A 21,899-nucleotide genomic window follows, 5' to 3' on the forward strand; every position below is an offset into this window, starting at 1 on the left:
ACCCAATTTGCTGAAGCGAGGCCATCTGGCCACGGTTCGGTACCCGAATTTCTTGACGACCATAGAGCCTTGGAACCACCTGATCCCATCCCGAACTCAGTAGTGAAACGATGCATCGCCGATGGTAGTGTGGGGTTTCCCCATGTGAGAGTAGGTCATCGTCAAGATTAAATTCCGAAACCCCTATCTGCGTATGCAGGTAGGGGTTTTGTTTTGCCCGAAGAAAAATCCGACCATCAGGGTTTCTATGCAACGGCTCGGGGCATGGCTATCATTCGGGCCTCATTGTGAGGCGAGACTTGCATGCTGACGTTGTTAAAACTTCTGAAGGATGGGCGATTCCATTCCGGTCAGGCCTTGGGCGCAGCTCTTGGCATCAGTCGTACTGCCGTATGGAAACAGCTACAGCACCTGGAAGCAGAGTTGGGTCTTTCCATTCATAAGGTGCGCGGCCGCGGATACCAATTAGCTGCACCGCTGACGCTGTTGGATCCTGGAGAAATCGATGCCAAGCCTTCTGCCAATAGCTGGCCTGCGCAGGTCTTTGATTCCATCGACTCCACCAATGCCGAAGCCTTGCGCGCAATCGAGCGAGGCCAGGCTGCGCCATTTCTCATACTTGCGGAAAGACAGACTGCTGGTCGTGGCAGGCGAGGTCGCAAATGGGTTAGCCCGTTTGCAGAAAACCTCTATTACAGTCTGGTACTGCGCATTGAGGGCGGGATGCGTCAGTTGGAAGGTCTGAGCCTTGTTGTCGGGCTAGCGGTAATGCAGGCGTTGCGCAACCAGGGTGTTTCAGGCGTGGGGCTCAAATGGCCTAACGATTTGCTTGTTGGTCAAAAGAAGATCGCAGGCATATTGCTGGAGCTAGTCGGCGATCCGGCGGATGTGTGTCATGTGGTGTTAGGTCTTGGGATCAATGTGAACATGCAGACCGCCGACGAGGTTGATCAGCAATGGACGTCCATGCGGCTTGAGTCCGGCAAGGTGTTTGATCGCAACCTTCTGGTAGCAGAGCTTGGTGTGGTCCTCCAGGCTTACTTGAATCGCCATCAAAGCGAAGGATTTGCGGCTATCCATGCTGAGTGGGAGCAAAACCATTTGTGGCAGGGAAGGGCGGTTTCATTGATTGCCGGCGTCAATCGTATTGATGGGGTTGTTGCGGGTATCGACAGTCAGGGTGCTCTGCGCCTACAGGTGGACGGTGTGGAAAAAGTCTTTAGTGGTGGTGAGCTCAGCCTGAGGTTGCGTGATGATTCTTGAGCTTGACTGCGGAAACAGTTTTATCAAATGGCGCGTGCTGGGTGCTGATGTTCGGATCGTGGTCGCCGAAGGCGTTGTCGATTCGGATCTTGCGCTGCTGCAAGGTCTGAAGCAGCTCGATGGTCTGACTCTAAAGCGGTGTCGATTAGTCAGTGTCAGAACGGGGGATGAAACGAGTGCGTTGATTGCGCTTCTGACTGATGCTTTTGGAGTGTCGGTAACCTGTGCTGCTCCTGCTCGTGAAATGTCCGGCGTTCGTAACGGCTACGAAGATTATGAAAAGCTCGGTCTCGATCGCTGGCTGGCGATGCTGGGCGGGTTCCATCTCGCTGGCGGTCCGTGCCTGGTGCTGGATTTCGGCACGGCTGTCACGGCTGACTTCATTGCAGCTGATGGAGAGCATATTGGCGGATTCATTTGCCCTGGAATGCCTTTGATGCGCAATCAGTTGCGCACTCACACTCGTCGCATTCGCTACGGCGATGTTGCCGCCGAGCGCGCTTTGGAAAGTCTTGTGCCGGGTCGAACAACCGTTGAGGCTGTCGAGCGAGGTTGTTCCTTGATGCTTCAAGGATTCGTCCTCACCCAGCTTCAGTTGGCGCACAGCTATTGGGGGGATGGTTTCACGGTCTTCCTCACTGGTGGAGATGCAGACTTGGTCCGCGGAGTCGTGCCTGCCGCCAGAGTCGTTCCTGACCTAGTGTTTGTAGGTTTGGCCATGGCTTGTCCTTTGCCTTGAGGTTTTTATGCGTTGGTTGTTTCTGCTGTTGCTTGTTCTTAATGTGTTTTATTACATCTGGCATCAACAAGAGGCGCCGCTTCGTGCGAAAGACGTCACCCCTTTAAGTTTGTATCGAGGTTCTCAGCAGGATATTCGCTTGTTGAGTGAAACCAATGATGCCGTTCGAGGCAAAGAAAAGCCTCGGCAGGAAAGTGAGTGTCTATATATAGGTGGTTTTTCTGGCCAGGAAGCCATGCAAGCCGTAGAGCGTCGGTTGAGTGGCTTGCAGATCACTGTTCAGTCATTGCCGCGGGATTCGTTCGATTCCGCTGGATTCTGGGTTCGCGTGGTCCCTGAAAGCCGACGTTTGCTGGACGACTCGAAGCTGCAAAACCTTTCCAAAGAATTCAATGAGTTAAAACATAAAATAATGCCGTGCGAGGGGGTTGCACCCGCCGAATAGTTTGCATAGAATGGCGCCCGCTTCGCAGTGAAGACCTTTACCGGTGAGCAGTGAGAAGCGAGGTCAACGCAGCTAACCTCAGGTTTTTAATGAGAAAATGCTTGACAGAAGGCTGGCATGATATAGAATGCCGGCTCGCTTAGGAGGGGTTCCCGAGCGGCCAAAGGGATCAGACTGTAAATCTGACGTCTACGACTTCGAAGGTTCGAATCCTTCCCCCTCCACCATTTTTAGCGAGAGCTGCAAGCTCCGCGGGTATAGTTTAGTGGTAGAACCTCAGCCTTCCAAGCTGATGATGCGGGTTCGATTCCCGCTACCCGCTCCAAGTTTGCAGGTCCTGCAAAGTGTTTTGCTCTTGTAGCTCAGTTGGTAGAGCACACCCTTGGTAAGGGTGAGGTCAGCGGTTCAAATCCGCTCAAGAGCTCCATATAACAAGGCAGATATGAAAATATCTGCCTTTGTTTTAATGGCTGATGTTACTTGCTCAATTCTTCTGCTGGGGGTTGTTTCGATGGCTAAGGAAAAGTTCGAACGTAATAAGCCGCACGTCAACGTAGGCACTATTGGTCACGTAGACCACGGTAAAACTACTTTGACAGCAGCCCTGACCCGCGTTTGTTCCGAAGTTTTCGGTTCCGCGAAGGTCGACTTCGACAAAATCGATAGCGCCCCAGAAGAAAAAGCACGTGGCATCACCATCAACACCGCTCACGTTGAGTACGATTCGGCAGTGCGTCACTACGCACACGTTGACTGTCCAGGTCACGCTGACTACGTAAAAAACATGATCACCGGTGCTGCTCAGATGGATGGCGCAATCCTGGTTTGCTCGGCTGCTGACGGTCCGATGCCGCAAACCCGTGAGCACATTCTGCTATCTCGCCAGGTTGGCGTTCCGTACATCGTTGTCTTCCTGAACAAGGCTGACATGGTTGATGATGCTGAGCTGCTCGAGTTGGTTGAGATGGAAGTGCGCGATCTGCTGAGCACTTACGATTTCCCAGGTGATGACACTCCGATCATCATTGGTTCGGCGCTGATGGCGTTGAATGGTCAAGACGACAACGAGATGGGCACCACTGCCGTCAAGAAGTTGGTCGAGACCCTGGATAGCTACATTCCGCAGCCTGAACGCGCTATTGATAAGCCGTTCCTGATGCCGATCGAGGATGTGTTCTCGATCTCCGGTCGCGGTACTGTTGTGACTGGTCGTGTTGAGCGTGGCATTGTCCGCATTCAGGAAGAAGTTGAGATTGTTGGTCTTCGTGACACTGTCAAAACTACTTGCACTGGTGTTGAGATGTTCCGCAAGCTGCTCGACGAAGGTCGTGCTGGCGAGAACTGCGGCGTATTGCTGCGCGGTACCAAGCGTGATGATGTTGAGCGTGGCCAAGTATTGGTCAAGCCGGGCACCGTCAAGCCGCATACCAAGTTCACTGCAGAGGTTTACGTTCTGAGCAAGGAGGAGGGTGGTCGTCATACGCCATTCTTCAAGGGCTACCGTCCACAGTTCTACTTCCGTACTACGGATGTGACCGGTAACTGCGAATTGCCAGAAGGCGTCGAAATGGTAATGCCAGGTGACAACATCCAGATGACTGTCACTCTGATCAAAACCATCGCGATGGAAGATGGGCTTCGTTTCGCTATCCGTGAAGGCGGTCGTACCGTCGGCGCAGGTGTCGTAGCTAAAGTCATCGAGTAAGTTGTTGTAATGTCTTTTTCGGGCCGGCATAATGGTCGGCCTGATTTTGTTTTAGGTCAGTAGCTCAATTGGCAGAGCGACGGTCTCCAAAACCGTAGGTTGGGGGTTCGATTCCCTCCTGACCTGCCAGATTCACTTGGTGTGTCTGGCTTTCTTTTCACAGGATCTTCATAGATGACTCCTAAAGCTGAAGCTCAAGGCTCTCGCTTCGATCTGCTCAAGTGGCTAGTAGTAGTCGCTTTGGTGGTTGTTGGCGTTGTTGGCAATCAGTATTACTCTGCTTCGCCGATCCTGTACCGCGTACTAGCATTGCTCGCTCTTGCTGCTGCAGCTGCCTTTGTAGGCCTGCAAACAGTCAAGGGCAAGTCTTTCTTTGTACTGGTAAAGGAAGCTCGCACCGAGATTCGTAAAGTCGTATGGCCAACTCGCCAAGAAACCACGCAGACCACGTTGATCGTTGTGGCTGTTGTACTGGTTATGGCGTTGCTGTTGTGGGGGCTTGATTCCCTGCTCGGCTGGCTTGTTTCCTTGATTGTCGGCTAAGGGTGTCCCGTGGCTAAGCGTTGGTACGTTGTGCATGCTTACTCCGGTTACGAGAAGCATGTCATGCGCTCGTTGTTAGAGCGCGTAAAGCTGGCTGGCATGGAAGATGGCTTCGGCGAAATTCTGGTTCCCACTGAAGAAGTGGTTGAAATGCGTAATGGCCAGAAACGCAAAAGCGAGCGCAAGTTCTTCCCAGGTTATGTGCTGGTTCAGATGGACATGAACGAGGGTACTTGGCACTTGGTCAAGGATACTCCTCGGGTGATGGGCTTCATCGGCGGTACCGCTGATAAACCTGCACCGATCACAGATAAAGAGGCAGAAGCGATTCTGCGTCGTGTCGCTGATGGTAGTGACAAGCCGAAGCCGAAGACACTCTTCGAGCCAGGCGAGTCGGTACGCGTCAACGATGGGCCGTTTGCTGATTTCACCGGCACGGTTGAAGAAGTTAACTACGAAAAGAGCCGGATCCAAGTGGCGGTGCTCATTTTCGGTCGCTCTACTCCGGTAGAGCTAGAGTTCAGCCAGGTCGAAAAGGTCTAGCTGAGCAAGCATCCCAACCCCGCAGCCCTAGGCTGTGGGGTTTTGTCGTCACTGGGATAAACGCGCAAGTAACCGGGGAGCCTTTCGAGGCGTTCGAACCCGTAATTGGAGTGCCTCATGGCCAAGAAGATTACCGCTTACATCAAGCTGCAAGTGAAGGCCGCTCAGGCTAACCCAAGCCCACCTGTTGGTCCTGCTTTGGGTCAGCACGGCGTGAACATCATGGAATTCTGCAAGGCTTTCAACGCCCGTACTCAGGGTATTGAACCAGGTCTGCCGACTCCAGTGATCATCACTGTCTACAGCGACCGTAGCTTCACTTTCGAAACAAAATCCACACCTGCTTCGGTTCTGCTGAAGAAAGCTGCTGGTCTGACTAGCGGTTCCGCTCGTCCGAACACCGTTAAGGTTGGCACCGTGACCCGTGCTCAGCTGGAAGAAATCGCGAAAACCAAAAACGCGGATCTGACTGCAGCTGATATGGACGCAGCCGTGCGTACTATCGCCGGTTCTGCTCGTAGCATGGGCCTTAACGTGGAGGGTGTGTAATGGCTAAGTTGACCAAACGTCAAAAGGCTATCGCCGACAAAATCGAAGCTGGCAAGTCCTACAACTTTGTAGACGCTGCTGCTCTGTTGGCTGAGCTGTCGACTGTCAAGTTCAGCGAGTCCTTCGACGTTGCTGTAAACCTGGGCGTTGACCCGCGTAAATCTGATCAGGTCGTTCGTAGCGCTACTGTGCTGCCACACGGTACTGGCAAGACTGTTCGCGTTGCAGTGTTCACCCAGGGTCCAGCTGCTGAGGCCGCTCTGGCTGCCGGCGCTGACCGTGTAGGTATGGACGATCTGGCTGCCGAAATGAAAGGCGGCGACCTGAACTATGACGTAGTTATCGCATCCCCGGATGCAATGCGCGTTGTTGGTCAGTTGGGTCAGATCCTCGGTCCACGTGGCCTGATGCCTAACCCTAAAGTCGGCACCGTAACTCCAGACGTAGCTACCGCGGTTAAAAACGCCAAGGCTGGTCAGGTTCGTTATCGCACCGACAAAAACGGCATCATCCACACTTCCGTTGGCAAAGTCGGTTTCGACGCTGTCAAGCTGAAGGAAAACGTTGAAGCCCTGATCGCTGATCTGAAGCGTATCAAGCCAGCTTCCTCGAAAGGCATTTACGTCAAGCGCGTTACCCTGAGCACCACCATGGGTCCAGGTCTGGTCATCGACCAAGGCTCGCTCGACGCGTAAGACAAAGGTTGGCGCAAGTGATTGCGCCAATTGAAAGATTGGGGTCCCTGCCTGGCGGGGGCTATCCAAGACCGTAGGCGACGCAAGTCTTAAACCTCAAGCCTACGCAGATGGTGCTCCCGGTTCCTTACCGAATCAGACACCAAAACGACATCCGGCTTCGGTTGGATGAAACGGTAACAAGCAGGAGTTAAACCCGTGGCAATTAAACTCGAAGACAAGAAGGCCATCGTCGCTGAAGTCAACGAGGCTGCCAATGTTGCCCTGTCTGCTGTTGTGGCTGATGCCCGCGGCGTGACAGTTGGCGCTATGACCGGACTCCGTAAAGAGGCTCGTGAAGCTGGCGTTTACGTACGTGTTGTACGTAACACCCTGCTCAAGCGCGCCGTTGCTGGCACTCAATATGACGTGCTCAACGACGTGTTCACTGGCCCGACCTTGATTGCATTCTCCAAAGAACATCCGGGCGCTGCTGCTCGTATCTTCAAAGAGTTCGCAAAAGGTCAGGATAAGTTCGAGATCAAGGCAGCTGCGTTCGAGGGCAAGTTCCTCGCAGCTAATCAGATCGACGTACTGGCAAGTCTGCCGACCCGTGACGAAGCAATTTCTCAGCTGATGAGCGTGATTCAAGGCGCAACCAGCAAATTGGCTCGTACTCTGGCGGCCCTTCGCGACCAGAAAGAAGCTGCCGCAGCCTAAGGCTGAGCGACTCCTTTCAGCGTTTATTGTTTATTTCGATGGCCGCGTAGGCTGTCACCCCAATACAGGAATTTATAGTCATGTCTCTGACTAACGACCAAATCATCGAAGCAATCGGCGAAAAATCCGTTCTGGAAATCGTTGAGCTGATCAAGGCCATGGAAGAGAAGTTCGGCGTTTCCGCTGCCGCTGCTTCCGCTGGTCCAGCTGCTGTTGCTGCCGTTGCTGAAGAGCAAACTGAATTCAACGTCATGCTGCTGGAAGCTGGCGAGAAGAAAGTTAACGTGATCAAGGCAGTACGTGAACTGACCGGTCTGGGCTTGAAAGAAGCCAAGGCTGTAGTTGACGGCGCTCCTGGCGTGGTTCTGGAAGCTGTATCGAAAGACGCAGCTGACAAAGCCAAAGCCACTCTGGAAGAAGCAGGCGCTAAAGTCGAGCTGAAGTAAGCATCGACTTTGCGTCTCCAGCCCGAGCGTTAAGCGAAAGGCTGATGGCTGGTGGCTCTTGCCACCGGCCTTTTTCCGTTATTGGCAGCCGACTGGGTCGGTGCTGATAACGAGCTGTAACCACCCGATGCGGTGGGGCAAACCATGGGGTTTGCACGATTTTCTGGCTGCTCCCGTCGGGAGGGGCCAAACAAGCAGGTGACCAAGCTGGGGAACGCTGATGGCTTACTCATATACTGAGAAAAAACGTATCCGCAAGGACTTTAGCAAGTTGCCGGACGTCATGGATGTGCCGTACCTCCTGGCCATCCAGCTGGATTCGTATCGTGAATTCTTGCAAGCGGGAGCGACTAAAGATCAGTTCCGCGACGTGGGCCTGCATGCGGCCTTCAAATCCGTTTTCCCGATCATCAGCTACTCCGGCAATGCTGCGCTGGAGTACGTCGGTTATCGCCTGGGCGAACCGGCATTTGATGTCAAAGAATGCGTATTGCGCGGTGTAACTTACGCCGTACCTTTGCGGGTAAAAGTGCGCCTGATCATTTTCGACAAAGAATCGTCGAACAAAGCGATCAAGGACATCAAAGAGCAAGAAGTCTACATGGGTGAAATCCCCCTGATGACTGAGAACGGTACCTTCGTAATCAACGGTACCGAGCGTGTAATCGTTTCCCAGCTGCACCGTTCCCCGGGCGTGTTCTTCGACCACGACCGTGGCAAGACGCACAGCTCCGGTAAACTGCTGTACTCCGCGCGCATCATTCCTTACCGCGGTTCGTGGTTGGACTTCGAGTTCGACCCGAAAGACTGCGTGTTCGTGCGTATCGACCGTCGTCGCAAGCTGCCGGCATCCGTGCTGCTGCGCGCACTCGGCTATACCACCGAAGAAGTGCTGGACGCGTTCTACACCACCAACGTTTTCCACCTGAGCGGCGAAACCCTCAGTCTGGAACTGATTGCTTCGCGTCTGCGTGGTGAAATCGCTGTTCTTGATATTCAGGACGAGAAAGGCAAGGTCATCGTTGAGGCGGGTCGTCGTATTACTGCGCGCCACATCAACCAGATCGAAAAAGCCGGTCTCAAGACCTTGGAAGTGCCTCTGGACTACGTCCTGGGTCGCACTACCGCCAAGGCCATCGTGCATCCGGCAACCGGCGAAATCCTGGCAGAGTGCAACACCGAGCTGAACACCGAGATCCTGGCAAAAATTGCCAAGGCTCAGGTTGTTCGCATCGAAACTCTGTACACCAACGATATCGACTGCGGTCCGTTCGTCTCCGACACTCTGAAGATCGACTCCACCAGCAACCAATTGGAAGCGCTGGTCGAGATCTATCGCATGATGCGACCAGGCGAGCCGCCAACCAAAGACGCTGCCGAGACTCTGTTCAACAACCTGTTCTTCAGCCCTGAGCGCTATGACCTGTCTGCGGTCGGCCGGATGAAGTTCAACCGTCGTATCGGTCGTACCGAGATCGAAGGTTCGGGCGTGTTGTGCAAGGAAGACATCGTCGCGGTACTGAAGACTCTGGTCGACATCCGTAACGGTAAAGGCATCGTCGATGACATCGACCACCTGGGTAACCGTCGTGTTCGCTGCGTAGGCGAAATGGCCGAGAACCAGTTCCGCGTTGGCCTGGTACGTGTTGAGCGTGCGGTCAAAGAGCGTCTGTCGATGGCTGAAAGCGAAGGCCTGATGCCGCAAGACCTGATCAACGCCAAGCCAGTGGCTGCGGCGGTGAAAGAGTTCTTCGGTTCCAGCCAGCTTTCCCAGTTCATGGACCAGAACAACCCGCTGTCCGAGATCACCCACAAGCGTCGTGTGTCTGCACTCGGCCCTGGCGGTTTGACTCGTGAGCGTGCTGGCTTTGAAGTTCGTGACGTACACCCGACTCACTACGGTCGTGTATGCCCGATTGAAACGCCGGAAGGTCCGAACATCGGCCTGATCAACTCCCTGGCCGCTTATGCGCGCACCAACCAGTACGGCTTCCTCGAGAGCCCGTACCGTGTGGTGAAAGACGCTCTGGTCACCGACGAGATCGTGTTCCTGTCCGCCATCGAAGAAGCTGATCACGTGATCGCTCAGGCTTCGGCCACGATGAACGACAAGAAAATGCTGGTCGACGAATTGGTAGCTGTTCGTCACTTGAACGAGTTCACCGTCAAGGCGCCGGAAGACGTCACCCTGATGGACGTTTCGCCGAAGCAGGTTGTTTCTGTTGCAGCGTCGCTGATCCCGTTCCTCGAGCACGATGACGCCAACCGTGCGTTGATGGGTTCGAACATGCAGCGTCAAGCTGTACCAACCCTGCGCGCTGACAAGCCGCTGGTCGGTACCGGCATGGAGCGTAACGTAGCTCGTGACTCCGGCGTTTGCGTCGTGGCTCGTCGTGGCGGCGTTATCGATTCCGTCGACGCCAGCCGTATCGTGGTTCGTGTTGCTGATGATGAAGTTGAGACCGGTGAAGCTGGTGTCGACATCTACAACCTGACCAAATACACCCGCTCCAACCAGAACACCTGCATCAACCAGCGTCCGCTGGTGCGTAAAGGTGATCGGGTTCAGCGTAGCGACATCATGGCTGACGGCCCGTCCACCGACATGGGTGAACTGGCGCTGGGTCAGAACATGCGCATCGCGTTCATGGCCTGGAACGGTTACAACTTCGAAGACTCCATCTGCCTGTCGGAACGAGTTGTTCAAGAAGATCGCTTTACCACGATCCACATTCAGGAACTGACCTGTGTGGCACGTGACACCAAGCTTGGGCCAGAGGAAATCACTGCAGACATCCCGAACGTGGGTGAAGCTGCACTGAACAAGCTGGACGAAGCCGGTATCGTTTACGTAGGTGCTGAAGTTGGCGCAGGCGACATTCTGGTCGGTAAGGTCACTCCGAAAGGCGAGACCCAACTGACTCCAGAAGAGAAGCTGTTGCGTGCCATCTTCGGTGAAAAAGCCAGCGACGTTAAAGACACCTCCCTGCGCGTGCCTACCGGCACCAAGGGTACCGTCATCGACGTACAGGTCTTCACCCGCGACGGCGTTGAGCGTGATGCTCGTGCACTGTCGATCGAGAAGACTCAACTCGACGAGATCCGCAAGGACCTGAACGAAGAGTTCCGTATCGTTGAAGGCGCAACTTTCGAACGTCTGCGTTCCGCTCTGGTAGGCCACAAGGCTGAAGGCGGCGCCGGCCTGAAGAAAGGTCAGGACATCACCGACGAAGTTCTCGACGGTCTTGAGCATGGTCAGTGGTTCAAACTGCGCATGGCTGAAGATGCTCTGAACGAGCAGCTCGAGAAGGCTCAGGCCTACATCGTTGATCGCCGCCGTCTGCTGGACGACAAGTTCGAAGACAAGAAGCGCAAACTGCAGCAGGGCGATGACCTGGCTCCAGGCGTGCTGAAAATCGTCAAGGTTTACCTGGCAATCCGTCGCCGCATCCAGCCGGGCGACAAGATGGCCGGTCGTCACGGTAACAAAGGTGTGGTCTCCGTGATCATGCCGGTTGAAGACATGCCGCACGATGCCAATGGCACCCCGGTCGACGTCGTCCTCAACCCGTTGGGCGTACCGTCGCGTATGAACGTTGGTCAGATCCTTGAAACCCACCTCGGCCTCGCGGCCAAAGGTCTGGGCGAGAAGATCAACCGGATGATCGAAGAGCAGCGCAAAGTCGCCGAGCTTCGTAAATTCCTCGACGAGATCTACAACCAGATCGGCGGTCGTAACGAAGATCTGGATAGCTTCTCCGACCAGGAAATCCTGGATCTGGCGAAGAACCTGCGTGGCGGCGTTCCAATGGCCACTCCAGTGTTCGACGGTGCCAAGGAAAGCGAAATCAAGGCCATGCTGAAACTGGCTGACTTGCCAGAAAGCGGCCAGATGCAGCTGACCGACGGCCGTACCGGCAACAAGTTCGAGCGCCCGGTTACTGTTGGCTACATGTACATGCTGAAGCTGAACCACTTGGTAGACGACAAGATGCACGCTCGTTCTACCGGTTCGTACAGCCTGGTTACCCAGCAGCCGCTGGGTGGTAAGGCACAGTTCGGTGGTCAGCGTTTCGGGGAGATGGAGGTCTGGGCACTGGAAGCATACGGTGCTGCTTACACTCTGCAAGAAATGCTCACAGTGAAGTCGGACGATGTGAACGGCCGTACCAAGATGTACAAAAACATCGTGGACGGCGATCACCGTATGGAGCCGGGCATGCCCGAGTCTTTCAACGTGTTGATCAAGGAAATTCGTTCCCTCGGCATCGATATCGATCTGGAAACCGAATAACACGTGACGCGAATCGAGAGCGGGGCAGGATTGCCCGCTCTCTGCTCCGCCAGGAGGAAAGGCCTTGAAAGACCTACTGAATTTGCTGAAAAACCAGGGTCAAGTCGAAGAGTTCGACGCCATCCGTATTGGATTGGCATCGCCTGAGATGATCCGTTCGTGGTCGTTCGGTGAAGTTAAAAAGCCGGAAACGATCAACTACCGTACGTTCAAACCAGAACGTGACGGCCTGTTCTGCGCCAAGATCTTTGGCCCGGTAAAGGATTACGAGTGCCTGTGCGGTAAGTACAAGCGCTTGAAGCACCGTGGTGTGATCTGCGAGAAGTGTGGCGTTGAAGTCGCACTGGCCAAAGTTCGTCGTGAGCGCATGGCGCACATCGAACTGGCTTCGCCGGTTGCTCACATCTGGTTCCTGAAATCGCTGCCGTCGCGTATCGGTTTGCTGATGGACATGACCCTGCGTGATATCGAACGCGTTCTCTACTTCGAGAGCTACGTCGTTATCGACCCAGGCATGACCACCCTTGAAAAAGGTCAGCTGCTGAACGACGAGCAGTACTTCGAAGCGCTGGAAGAGTTCGGCGACGATTTCGATGCCCGCATGGGTGCCGAAGCTGTCCGCGAACTGCTGCACGCTATCGATCTGGAACACGAGATTGGCCGTCTGCGCGAAGAAATTCCGCAAACCAACTCCGAAACCAAAATCAAGAAGCTGTCCAAGCGTCTGAAGTTGATGGAAGCCTTCCAGGGTTCCGGCAACCTTCCAGAATGGATGGTGCTGACCGTTCTGCCGGTTCTGCCGCCAGATCTGCGTCCACTGGTCCCGCTGGATGGCGGTCGCTTCGCGACTTCCGACCTCAACGATCTGTATCGTCGAGTGATCAACCGTAACAACCGCTTGAAGCGCCTGCTTGATCTGTCCGCTCCGGACATCATCGTGCGCAACGAAAAGCGTATGTTGCAGGAAGCTGTCGATGCACTGCTCGATAACGGTCGTCGTGGCCGCGCTATCACCGGTTCGAACAAGCGTCCTCTGAAATCCCTGGCTGACATGATCAAGGGTAAACAAGGTCGTTTCCGTCAGAACTTGCTCGGTAAGCGTGTTGACTACTCCGGTCGTTCGGTAATTACCGTAGGTCCGACCCTGCGTCTGCACCAGTGCGGTCTGCCGAAGAAGATGGCTCTCGAGCTGTTCAAGCCGTTCATTTTCGGCAAGCTGGAAATGCGTGGTCTCGCGACCACCATCAAAGCTGCCAAGAAAATGGTCGAGCGCGAACTGCCAGAGGTTTGGGACGTTCTCGCTGAAGTGATCCGTGAACACCCGGTTCTCCTCAACCGTGCACCGACCCTTCACCGTCTGGGCATCCAGGCGTTTGAACCGGTACTGATCGAAGGTAAAGCTATCCAGCTGCACCCTCTGGTCTGTGCTGCGTACAACGCCGACTTCGACGGCGACCAAATGGCCGTTCACGTACCGCTGACACTGGAAGCCCAGTTGGAAGCGCGTGCGTTGATGATGTCGACCAACAACATTCTGTCGCCAGCCAACGGTGAGCCAATCATCGTTCCGTCGCAGGACGTTGTATTGGGTCTGTACTACATGACTCGTGAAGCGATCAACGCCAAGGGCGAAGGTCGTGTGTTCGCGGATCTGCAAGAAGTTGACCGTGTGTTCCGTGCCGGCGAAGCCGCACTGCACGCTAAAGTCAAAGTGCGGATCCACGAAACCGTTAACGATCGTGATGGCGGCAGCGTCAAGAACACTCGTATCGTCGACACCACTGTCGGCCGTGCGCTGTTGTTCCAGGTTGTTCCACCTGGCCTGTCGTACGACGTCGTCAACCAGCCGATGAAGAAAAAGGCGATCTCCAAGCTGATCAACCAGTGCTACCGCGTGGTTGGTTTGAAAGAGACCGTGATCTTCGCTGACCAGTTGATGTACACCGGTTTTGCCTATTCGACCATTTCTGGCGTTTCCATCGGCGTTAACGACTTCGTTATCCCGGATGAAAAAGCCCGCATCATCAATGCTGCTACTGATGAAGTGAAAGAGATCGAAAGTCAGTACGCCTCCGGCCTGGTAACCCAGGGCGAGAAGTACAACAAAGTGATCGACCTTTGGTCCAAGGCGAACGACGAAGTTTCCAAGGCGATGATGGCCAACCTCTCGAAAGAGAAAGTCATCGACCGTCATGGCGTCGAAGTCGATCAAGAGTCCTTCAACTCGATGTACATGATGGCCGACTCGGGCGCACGGGGTTCTGCTGCGCAGATCCGTCAGCTCGCCGGTATGCGTGGCCTGATGGCCAAGCCGGACGGTTCCATCATCGAAACGCCGATTACTGCGAACTTCCGTGAAGGTTTGAGCGTACTTCAGTACTTCATCTCTACTCACGGTGCTCGTAAAGGTTTGGCGGATACCGCGTTGAAAACTGCGAACTCCGGTTACCTGACTCGTCGTCTGGTAGACGTGGCGCAGGATCTGGTTGTGACCGAGATCGATTGCGGCACCGAGCACGGCCTGGTAATGACTCCGCACATTGAAGGCGGTGACGTTGTTGAGCCACTGGGTGAGCGCGTATTGGGTCGAGTTATCGCCCGTGACGTGTTCAAGCCAGGTACCGAAGAAATCATCGTTCCTGCCGGCACATTGGTAGACGAGAAGTGGGTCGAGTTCATCGAGCTGAACAGCATCGATGAAGTGATCGTGCGTTCGCCGATCAGCTGCGAAACCCGCTACGGCATCTGCGCCAAGTGCTACGGCCGTGACTTGGCTCGTGGTCACCAGGTGAACATCGGTGAAGCGGTCGGCGTTATCGCTGCCCAGTCCATCGGTGAGCCGGGTACCCAGCTGACCATGCGTACGTTCCACATCGGTGGTGCGGCAAGCCGGACCTCCGCTGCTGACAGCGTTCAGGTGAAGAATGGCGGTACTGTCCGTCTGCACAACCTGAAACACGTTGAGCGAGTGGATGGTTGCCTGGTTGCTGTGTCCCGTTCCGGTGAGCTGGCAATCGCTGATGACTTCGGTCGTGAGCGCGAGCGTTACAAGCTGCCGTACGGTGCTGTGATTTCGGTTAAAGAAGGTGACAAGGTCGACGCTGGCGCAATCGTGGCCAAGTGGGATCCGCACACTCACCCAATCGTTACCGAAATGAAAGGTACCGTGACCTACGTGGGCATGGAAGAAGGCATCACGATCAAGCGTCAGACAGACGAATTGACCGGTATGACCAACATTGAAGTACTCGACGCGAAAGATCGTCCAGCTGCCGGTAAAGACATCCGTCCTGCCGTGAAGATGGTTGGCGTCGATGGCAAGGATCTGCTGTTGCCAGGTACCGACGTACCGGCTCAGTACTTCCTGCCGGCTAACGCCTTGGTCGGTGTAGCGGATGGTGTGCAGGTTGCGATCGGTGATGTTATCGCCCGTATCCCGCAAGAAACTTCGAAGACCCGTGACATCACCGGTGGTCTGCCGCGTGTTGCCGACTTGTTCGAAGCCCGTCGTCCGAAAGAAGCCTCGATTCTGGCTGAAGTCAGCGGCACCATCGCGTTCGGTAAAGAGACCAAAGGCAAGCGCCGTCTGGTCATTACCCCGAACGACGGTAGCGATCCGTACGAAGAGCTGATTCCGAAGTGGCGTCACCTGAACGTCTTCGAAGGCGAACAGGTAAACCGCGGCGAAGTTATCTCCGACGGCCCGAGCGATCCACACGACATCCTGCGTCTGCTGGGTGTGAGTGCGCTGGCCAAGTACATCGTGAACGAGATCCAGGACGTTTATCGTCTGCAAGGCGTGAAGATCAACGATAAGCACATCGAGACCATCCTGCGTCAGATGCTGCGTAAAGTTGAAATCGCTGAATCCGGCGATTCCACTTTCATCAAGGGCGACCAGATGGAATTGACTCACGTTCTGGTAGAGAACGAGCGTCTGGCGGGCGACGAGAAGTTCGTTTCCAAGTTCACTCGCGTGCTGTTGGGTATCACCAAGGCGTCGTTGTCCACCGAATCGTTCATCTCGGCGGCTTCCTTCCAGGAAACCACCCGTGTACTGACCGAAGCGGCGGTAACCGGCAAGCGCGATTACCTGCGCGGCCTGAAAGAAAACGTAGTCGTGGGTCGTCTGATCCCGGCCGGTACCGGTCTGGCTTACCACAGCGAGCGCAAGCGTCGCCGTGATGCTGACAAACCGTTGCGCGTGAGCGCCAGTGAAGTGGAAGCTGCACTGACCGAAGCACTGAACTCGAGCGGTAACTGAGTTCTGCGGTAAATGAGCGTGGGGCCCCGGTCTAACCGTTCATCGAATCAAGACAATTTGTCGAGGTTGGATGAGCGGGGAGGTCGGGGCCTTGCCTTGACTGGGGACAAGATCCTCTTTAGACTCTTGTACCCCTAAATTTGGCGGGAATTCGTTCCTGCCATTTTGCTTTTCTTGCAAGACAATAGCGTCGCAAGACAACAGTGGAGCTAGTAGATGGCAACTATCAACCAGCTGGTACGTCAGCCGCGTAAGCGTATCGTCGAGAAATCCGACGTACCTGCGCTGCAGAACTGCCCGCAACGTCGTGGCGTATGCACCCGTGTGTATACCACCACGCCGAAAAAACCTAACTCGGCACTGCGTAAAGTATGCCGTGTGCGTCTGACCAACGGTTTCGAGGTTTCCTCGTACATCGGCGGTGAAGGCCACAACCTGCAAGAGCACAGCGTGGTACTGATCCGCGGCGGTCGTGTAAAAGACTTGCCAGGTGTTCGTTACCACACCGTACGCGGTTCTTTGGATACTTCCGGCGTTAAAGGTCGTAACCAGGGTCGTTCGAAGTACGGTACCAAGAAGCCTAAGTAGTAGCGGCTTTTTGTAAGAACTGATTTTCTATTTTTCTGAGTCGATAAGAGTAAGGTCGGAGGCGTCCCGAAAGGGCACCGATTCCGAGCGAACCTGAAGACCGTTTGAGGGCTTATCCATGCCAAGAAGACGCGTAGCAGCCAAGCGCGAAGTGCTTGACGATCCAAAATACGGAAGCCAAATTCTGGCCAAGTTCATGAACCACGTTATGGAAAGCGGCAAGAAAGCCGTTGCCGAGCGTATCGTTTATGGCGCGCTGGAAAAGGTTAAAGAACGCAAGAACAGCGACCCCCTGGAAATCTTCGAGAAAGCTCTCGACGCCATCGCTCCGCTGGTCGAAGTAAAGTCGCGCCGTGTAGGCGGTGCTACTTACCAGGTTCCGGTCGAAGTTCGTCCGTCCCGTCGTAACGCCCTGGCAATGCGCTGGTTGGTAGACTTCGCCCGCAAGCGCGGCGAGAAGTCTATGGCTCTGCGTTTGGCTGGCGAACTGTTGGACGCTGCTGAAGGTAAAGGTGCTGCTGTTAAGAAGCGTGAAGACGTGCACCGTATGGCCGAAGCCAACAAAGCTTTCTCGCACTACCGCTTCTAATTTCAGCTTCACTAATTTTGCGAGGGCTTTATGGCTCGTACTACTCCGATTAGTCGCTACCGTAACATCGGTATCGTCGCTCACGTGGATGCTGGTAAAACCACCACCACCGAGCGCGTCCTTTTTTACACTGGCAAAAGTCACAAGATGGGCGAGGTGCATGACGGCGCCGCGACCACAGACTGGATGGTTCAGGAGCAGGAGCGTGGTATTACCATTACTTCTGCTGCTATTACCGCCTTCTGGCAGGGTTCCGAGAAGCAGCACAAAGACCAATACCGCTTCAACGTAATCGATACCCCGGGCCACGTTGACTTCACTATTGAAGTTGAACGTTCCCTGCGTGTACTCGACGGCGCGGTCGTTGTGTTCTGTGGTACTTCGGGCGTTGAGCCTCAGTCGGAAACCGTATGGCGTCAAGCCAACAAATACGGCGTTCCACGTCTTGTTTACGTAAACAAGATGGACCGTGCTGGTGCGAACTTCCTGCGCGTGATCGGTCAGATCAAACAGCGTCTGGGTCACACCCCGGTGCCAATCCAGTTGGCTATCGGTTCCGAAGACAACTTCCAAGGTCAGATCGATCTGATGGCTATGGAAGCTGTTTACTGGAACGATTCCGACAAAGGTATGGTTCCAGTTCGTAAGCCTATCCCTGCTGAACTGCAGGAACTGGCTGACGAGTGGCGCGGCAACATGGTTGAGGCTGCGGCCGAAGCCAGCGAAGAGCTGATGAACAAGTACCTCGAAGGTGAAGAACTCACCAACGCGGAAATCAAGGCCGCTCTGCGTCAGCGTACTATCGCTGGTGAGATCGTCTTGGCTGTTTGCGGTTCTTCCTTCAAGAACAAGGGCGTTCCCCTGGTTCTCGACGCCGTTATCGATTACCTGCCTGCTCCAACTGATATTCCTGCCATCAAGGGTACTGACCCGGATGACGAGGAAAAGCAGATGGAACGTCATGCAAACGATGACGAGCCGTTCTCGGCTCTGGCGTTCAAGATCGCTACTGACCCATTCGTGGGTACCTTGACCTTCGTCCGCGTTTACTCGGGCGTGTTGAACTCCGGCGACGGCGTGATCAACTCGGTTAAAGGCAAGAAAGAGCGCGTGGGTCGTATGGTGCAAATGCACGCAAACGCCCGTGAAGAAATCAAGGAAGTACGCGCTGGTGACATCGCGGCCTTGATCGGCATGAAGGACGTCACCACTGGCGAAACCTTGTGCAGCGCTGACAAGCCAATCATCCTGGTTCGTATGGACTTCCCGGAGCCGGTTATTTCGGTTGCCGTTGAGCCTAAGACCAAGGATGACCAGGAAAAAATGGGTATCGCACTGGGCAAACTTGCTCAGGAAGATCCATCTTTCCGCGTCAAGACTGATGAAGAGACTGGTCAAACGATCATCTCCGGCATGGGCGAGCTTCACCTGGACATCCTGGTTGACCGGATGCGCCGTGAGTTCAACGTCGAAGCCAACATCGGCAAGCCTCAGGTTTCGTATCGTGAGCGCATCACGAAGAACTGTGAAATCGAAGGCAAGTTCGTTCGCCAGTCCGGCGGTCGTGGTCAGTTCGGCCACTGCTGGATCCGTTTTGCTCCTGCTGACGAAGGTCAGGAAGGTCTGCAATTCGTGAACGAAGTAGTGGGTGGTGTGGTTCCTAAGGAATACATCCCGGCTATCCAGAAGGGTATCGAAGAGCAGATGAAGAACGGCGTTGTTGCCGGCTATCCGCTGATCGGCCTGAAGGCTACTGTGTTTGATGGTTCCTACCACGACGTCGACTCCAACGAGATGGCGTTTAAGGTGGCTGCTTCCATGGCTACCAAGCAACTGGCCCAGAAGGGCGGTGGTGAGTTGCTTGAACCAATCATGGCAGTAGAGGTTGTTACACCTGAAGACTATATGGGTGACGTGATGGGCGACCTTAACCGTCGTCGCGGCATGATCCTGGGTATGGAAGACACGGTTTCCGGCAAAGTAATTCGTGCCGAGGTTCCGCTGGGTGAGATGTTCGGTTATGCGACCGACGTCCGTTCCATGTCCCAAGGTCGCGCAAGCTACTCTATGGAATTCAAAAAATACAATACGGCTCCGTCGCACATCGTCGAAACCGTTACCAAAAAACAAGGCTGATTCAGCCCCTTTAGGCTAGGAGTTAATTGTCGTGGCTAAAGAAAAATTTGACCGTACCCTCCCGCACGTCAACGTTGGCACCATTGGTCACGTTGACCACGGTAAAACCACGCTGACCGCTGCTCTGACTCGCGTCTGCTCCGAAGTTTTCGGTTCGGCTGTTGTTGCTTTCGATAAAATCGACAGCGCTCCAGAAGAAAAGGCTCGTGGTATCACCATCAACACCGCACACGTTGAATACAACTCGTTGATCCGTCACTACGCTCACGTTGACTGCCCAGGTCACGCTGACTATGTGAAGAACATGATCACCGGTGCTGCTCAAATGGACGGCGCTATCCTGGTTTGTTCGGCCGCTGATGGTCCGATGCCACAAACCCGTGAGCACATCCTGCTGTCCCGTCAGGTTGGCGTTCCGTACATCGTTGTCTTCCTGAACAAGGCTGACATGGTTGACGACGCTGAGCTGCTGGAACTGGTTGAGATGGAGGTGCGCGATCTGCTGAGCACTTACGACTTCCCAGGTGACGACACTCCGATCATCATCGGTTCGGCTCTGATGGCTCTGAACGGCCAAGACGACAACGAAATGGGCACCACTGCCGTTCGTAAACTGGTTGAGACTCTGGACAGCTACATCCCAGATCCAGTCCGTGTTATCGACAAGCCGTTCCTGATGCCAATCGAAGACGTATTCTCGATCTCCGGTCGCGGTACTGTTGTAACTGGCCGTATCGAGCGCGGTATCGTCAAGGTTCAGGATCCACTGGAAATCGTTGGTCTGCGTGACACTACCGTCACCACCTGCACCGGTGTTGAAATGTTCCGTAAGCTGCTCGACGAAGGTCGTGCTGGCGAGAACTGCGGCGTGCTGCTGCGCGGCACCAAGCGTGACGACGTTGAGCGTGGCCAGGTTCTGGTCAAGCCAGGTTCGGTTAAGCCGCACACTACCTTCGAAGCCGAAGTGTACGTGTTGAGCAAAGAAGAAGGCGGTCGTCACACCCCGTTCTTCAAAGGCTACCGTCCACAGTTCTACTTCCGGACCACTGACGTGACCGGTAACTGCGAACTGCCGGAAGGCGTTGAAATGGTAATGCCAGGCGACAACATCAAAATGGTTGTCACCCTGATCAAAACCATCGCAATGGAAGATGGTCTGCGTTTCGCTATTCGTGAAGGCGGTCGTACCGTCGGCGCTGGCGTCGTAGCCAAAATCATCGCTTAATAAGTGATGACTTGAAAAAGCCCCCGCCTAGCGGGGGCTTTTTTATTGGGTTGACACTGTAGTAGCCCGTCTATAGAATTGCGCCTCCTTTTAACGGGCGTATTGCGCTCGCTGGGAATAGCAGCCGGAGTCTGAAATCCAATGCAAAATCAGCAAATCCGTATCAGGTTGAAGGCTTTTGACCATCGCCTGATCGACCAATCCACCCAGGAAATCGTGGAAACCGCGAAACGTACTGGTGCTCAAGTGCGTGGTCCTATTCCACTGCCTACCCGCAAAGAGCGGTTCACCGTTCTGGTCTCCCCGCACGTCAACAAAGACGCGCGTGACCAGTACGAGATCCGTACTCACAAGCGCGTTCTGGACATCGTCCAGCCAACGGATAAAACCGTTGACGCTCTTATGAAGCTCGACCTTGCGGCCGGTGTGGAAGTACAGATCAGCCTCGGCTAAGACTCGGTCTTAGTCGTGTAACGCTCTGAAATGGGCGGCCATAGCGGGTGAAAGCCCCGTACACTCATGAGGTTTACAACATGACTATTGGTGTAGTCGGTCGTAAATGCGGTATGACCCGTATTTTCACCGAAGAAGGTGTCTCCATTCCGGTCACGGTCATTGAGATCGAACCGAATCGCGTCACCCAGTTCAAAACTGAAGAGACCGATGGCTATCGTGCAGTGCAAGTCACTGTAGGTGAGCGTCGTGCCTCGCGTGTTACAGCTGCTCAAGCTGGCCACTTCGCTAAAGCGAACGTTGCCGCTGGTCGTACCGTAATGGAATTCCGTCTTGAAGAAGGCGAGTACCAGGCCGGCGATCTGATCAACGCTGAAATCTTCGCCGCTGGTCAACTGGTTGATGTAACCGGTCAGTCCAAGGGTAAAGGCTTCCAGGGTACGATCAAGCGTTGGAACTTCCGCGGGCAAGATAATACGCACGGTAACTCCGTGTCCCACCGCGTTCCAGGCTCTATCGGCCAGTGCCAGACTCCTGGTCGTGTATTCAAGGGCAAAAAAATGTCCGGTCATATGGGCGCTGAGCGCGTGACCGTGCAGTCCCTCGAAGTAGTGCGCGTGGACGCTGAACGCAATCTGTTGTTGGTCAAGGGCGCTGTTCCTGGCGCTACTGGCGGCAACTTGGTTGTACGTCCAGCAGCCAAGGCTCGCGGTTAAGGGGAAG

The 21,899-nt window shown here is 54.7% G+C and carries 18 protein-coding genes, 4 tRNA genes and 1 rRNA gene; all 23 read left to right on the forward strand.

Annotated elements, in window-relative coordinates; all coding sequences use genetic code 11:
• Window positions 1-51: 51 nt before the first annotated feature.
• The 23 genes from rrf (at window position 52) to rplC (ending at window position 21,892) form a co-directional block, all read left to right on the forward strand.
• Window positions 52-167 (forward strand): 5S ribosomal RNA (rrf, locus tag BI292_RS13180).
• A gap of 136 nt (window positions 168-303) precedes the next feature.
• Window positions 304-1,263, forward strand: a complete 960-nt coding sequence (gene birA, locus BI292_RS13185; protein WP_101208141.1) for a bifunctional biotin--[acetyl-CoA-carboxylase] ligase/biotin operon repressor BirA — start codon at window positions 304-306, stop codon at window positions 1,261-1,263.
• Entirely contained in the window at window positions 1,253-2,002 is a 750-nt protein-coding gene (locus BI292_RS13190) for a pantothenate kinase (RefSeq protein ID WP_101208142.1), read from the forward strand. Before birA ends, BI292_RS13190 begins: the two co-directional genes overlap by 11 nt.
• A gap of 7 nt (window positions 2,003-2,009) precedes the next feature.
• Window positions 2,010-2,447 carry a hypothetical protein gene (locus BI292_RS13195; protein ID WP_101208143.1) on the forward strand — a complete coding sequence of 146 codons (438 nt, stop codon included), beginning with the start codon at window positions 2,010-2,012 and terminating at the stop codon, window positions 2,445-2,447.
• Window positions 2,448-2,589: 142 nt separating this feature from the next.
• Window positions 2,590-2,674, forward strand: a tRNA-Tyr gene (locus BI292_RS13200).
• 24 nt (window positions 2,675-2,698) lie between these two features.
• Window positions 2,699-2,772 (forward strand) — tRNA-Gly (locus BI292_RS13205).
• Window positions 2,773-2,798: 26 nt separating this feature from the next.
• Window positions 2,799-2,874: transfer RNA gene (locus tag BI292_RS13210), tRNA-Thr, on the forward strand.
• A gap of 84 nt (window positions 2,875-2,958) precedes the next feature.
• Entirely contained in the window at window positions 2,959-4,152 is a 1,194-nt protein-coding gene (tuf, locus tag BI292_RS13215) for an elongation factor Tu (RefSeq protein WP_092277391.1), read from the forward strand.
• 53 nt (window positions 4,153-4,205) lie between these two features.
• A tRNA-Trp gene (locus tag BI292_RS13220) sits at window positions 4,206-4,281 on the forward strand.
• Window positions 4,282-4,326: 45 nt separating this feature from the next.
• A complete protein-coding gene (secE, locus tag BI292_RS13225; RefSeq protein ID WP_092277394.1) occupies window positions 4,327-4,695 on the forward strand; it encodes a preprotein translocase subunit SecE in 369 nt (122 codons plus the stop codon).
• A 9-nt stretch (window positions 4,696-4,704) separates the two neighbouring features.
• The gene (nusG, locus tag BI292_RS13230; RefSeq protein ID WP_054052239.1) at window positions 4,705-5,238 is read left to right on the forward strand and encodes a transcription termination/antitermination protein NusG; all 534 of its coding nucleotides are present in this window, start codon (window positions 4,705-4,707) and stop codon (window positions 5,236-5,238) included.
• A 117-nt stretch (window positions 5,239-5,355) separates the two neighbouring features.
• A complete protein-coding gene (gene rplK / locus BI292_RS13235; RefSeq protein WP_003210097.1) occupies window positions 5,356-5,787 on the forward strand; it encodes a 50S ribosomal protein L11 in 432 nt (143 codons plus the stop codon).
• Window positions 5,787-6,482 (forward strand): 50S ribosomal protein L1, encoded by a 696-nt coding sequence (rplA, locus tag BI292_RS13240; protein WP_028621538.1) that lies wholly within the window; start codon window positions 5,787-5,789, stop codon window positions 6,480-6,482. The genes rplK and rplA overlap by 1 nt, the downstream gene beginning before the upstream one ends.
• A gap of 198 nt (window positions 6,483-6,680) precedes the next feature.
• A complete protein-coding gene (gene rplJ / locus BI292_RS13245; protein WP_007896629.1) occupies window positions 6,681-7,181 on the forward strand; it encodes a 50S ribosomal protein L10 in 501 nt (166 codons plus the stop codon).
• An 80-nt stretch (window positions 7,182-7,261) separates the two neighbouring features.
• Complete coding sequence (rplL, locus tag BI292_RS13250) at window positions 7,262-7,627, forward strand: 50S ribosomal protein L7/L12 (RefSeq protein ID WP_092277397.1); 366 nt, start codon at window positions 7,262-7,264, stop codon at window positions 7,625-7,627.
• A 220-nt stretch (window positions 7,628-7,847) separates the two neighbouring features.
• A complete protein-coding gene (rpoB, locus tag BI292_RS13255) occupies window positions 7,848-11,921 on the forward strand; it encodes a DNA-directed RNA polymerase subunit beta (protein ID WP_092277400.1) in 4,074 nt (1,357 codons plus the stop codon).
• Between the two features lie 64 nt (window positions 11,922-11,985).
• Complete coding sequence (gene rpoC / locus BI292_RS13260) at window positions 11,986-16,185, forward strand: DNA-directed RNA polymerase subunit beta' (protein ID WP_092277403.1); 4,200 nt, start codon at window positions 11,986-11,988, stop codon at window positions 16,183-16,185.
• A 216-nt stretch (window positions 16,186-16,401) separates the two neighbouring features.
• Window positions 16,402-16,773: a 30S ribosomal protein S12 gene (rpsL, locus tag BI292_RS13265; protein WP_002555494.1), complete on the forward strand. Its 372-nt coding sequence runs from the start codon at window positions 16,402-16,404 to the stop codon at window positions 16,771-16,773.
• A 118-nt stretch (window positions 16,774-16,891) separates the two neighbouring features.
• On the forward strand, window positions 16,892-17,362 hold the full coding sequence (rpsG, locus tag BI292_RS13270) for a 30S ribosomal protein S7 (RefSeq protein WP_002555493.1): 471 nt from the start codon (window positions 16,892-16,894) through the stop codon (window positions 17,360-17,362).
• 30 nt (window positions 17,363-17,392) lie between these two features.
• Window positions 17,393-19,498 (forward strand): elongation factor G, encoded by a 2,106-nt coding sequence (gene fusA / locus BI292_RS13275; protein WP_092277406.1) that lies wholly within the window; start codon window positions 17,393-17,395, stop codon window positions 19,496-19,498.
• Between the two features lie 31 nt (window positions 19,499-19,529).
• On the forward strand, window positions 19,530-20,723 hold the full coding sequence (gene tuf / locus BI292_RS13280; RefSeq protein WP_008145495.1) for an elongation factor Tu: 1,194 nt from the start codon (window positions 19,530-19,532) through the stop codon (window positions 20,721-20,723).
• Window positions 20,724-20,864: 141 nt separating this feature from the next.
• Window positions 20,865-21,176 (forward strand): 30S ribosomal protein S10, encoded by a 312-nt coding sequence (rpsJ, locus tag BI292_RS13285; RefSeq protein WP_003186070.1) that lies wholly within the window; start codon window positions 20,865-20,867, stop codon window positions 21,174-21,176.
• A gap of 80 nt (window positions 21,177-21,256) precedes the next feature.
• Window positions 21,257-21,892, forward strand: coding sequence for a 50S ribosomal protein L3 (rplC, locus tag BI292_RS13290; protein ID WP_003186059.1), 636 nt, complete (start codon window positions 21,257-21,259; stop codon window positions 21,890-21,892).
• Window positions 21,893-21,899 lie beyond the last annotated feature (7 nt).

Source organism: Pseudomonas sp. 43NM1 (assembly GCF_002836905.1).
Lineage (GTDB): Bacteria > Pseudomonadota > Gammaproteobacteria > Pseudomonadales > Pseudomonadaceae > Aquipseudomonas > Aquipseudomonas prosekii.

Bases quoted from the DNA above. Each gene is read 5' to 3' on its own strand.
- secE (WP_092277394.1), top strand. From the start codon at position 4,327: ATGACTCCTAAAGCTGAAGCTCAAGGCTCTCGCTTCGATCTGCTCAAG.
- rplK (WP_003210097.1), top strand. From the start codon at position 5,356: ATGGCCAAGAAGATTACCGCTTACATCAAGCTGCAAGTGAAGGCCGCT.
- rplA (WP_028621538.1), top strand. From the start codon at position 5,787: ATGGCTAAGTTGACCAAACGTCAAAAGGCTATCGCCGACAAAATCGAA.
- rpsG (WP_002555493.1), top strand. From the start codon at position 16,892: ATGCCAAGAAGACGCGTAGCAGCCAAGCGCGAAGTGCTTGACGATCCA.
- rplL (WP_092277397.1), top strand. From the start codon at position 7,262: ATGTCTCTGACTAACGACCAAATCATCGAAGCAATCGGCGAAAAATCC.
- fusA (WP_092277406.1), top strand. From the start codon at position 17,393: ATGGCTCGTACTACTCCGATTAGTCGCTACCGTAACATCGGTATCGTC.
- rpoB (WP_092277400.1), top strand. From the start codon at position 7,848: ATGGCTTACTCATATACTGAGAAAAAACGTATCCGCAAGGACTTTAGC.
- BI292_RS13195 (WP_101208143.1), top strand. From the start codon at position 2,010: ATGCGTTGGTTGTTTCTGCTGTTGCTTGTTCTTAATGTGTTTTATTAC.
- birA (WP_101208141.1), top strand. From the start codon at position 304: ATGCTGACGTTGTTAAAACTTCTGAAGGATGGGCGATTCCATTCCGGT.
- tuf (WP_092277391.1), top strand. From the start codon at position 2,959: ATGGCTAAGGAAAAGTTCGAACGTAATAAGCCGCACGTCAACGTAGGC.
- rpsJ (WP_003186070.1), top strand. From the start codon at position 20,865: ATGCAAAATCAGCAAATCCGTATCAGGTTGAAGGCTTTTGACCATCGC.
- rplC (WP_003186059.1), top strand. From the start codon at position 21,257: ATGACTATTGGTGTAGTCGGTCGTAAATGCGGTATGACCCGTATTTTC.
- BI292_RS13190 (WP_101208142.1), top strand. From the start codon at position 1,253: ATGATTCTTGAGCTTGACTGCGGAAACAGTTTTATCAAATGGCGCGTG.
- rpsL (WP_002555494.1), top strand. From the start codon at position 16,402: ATGGCAACTATCAACCAGCTGGTACGTCAGCCGCGTAAGCGTATCGTC.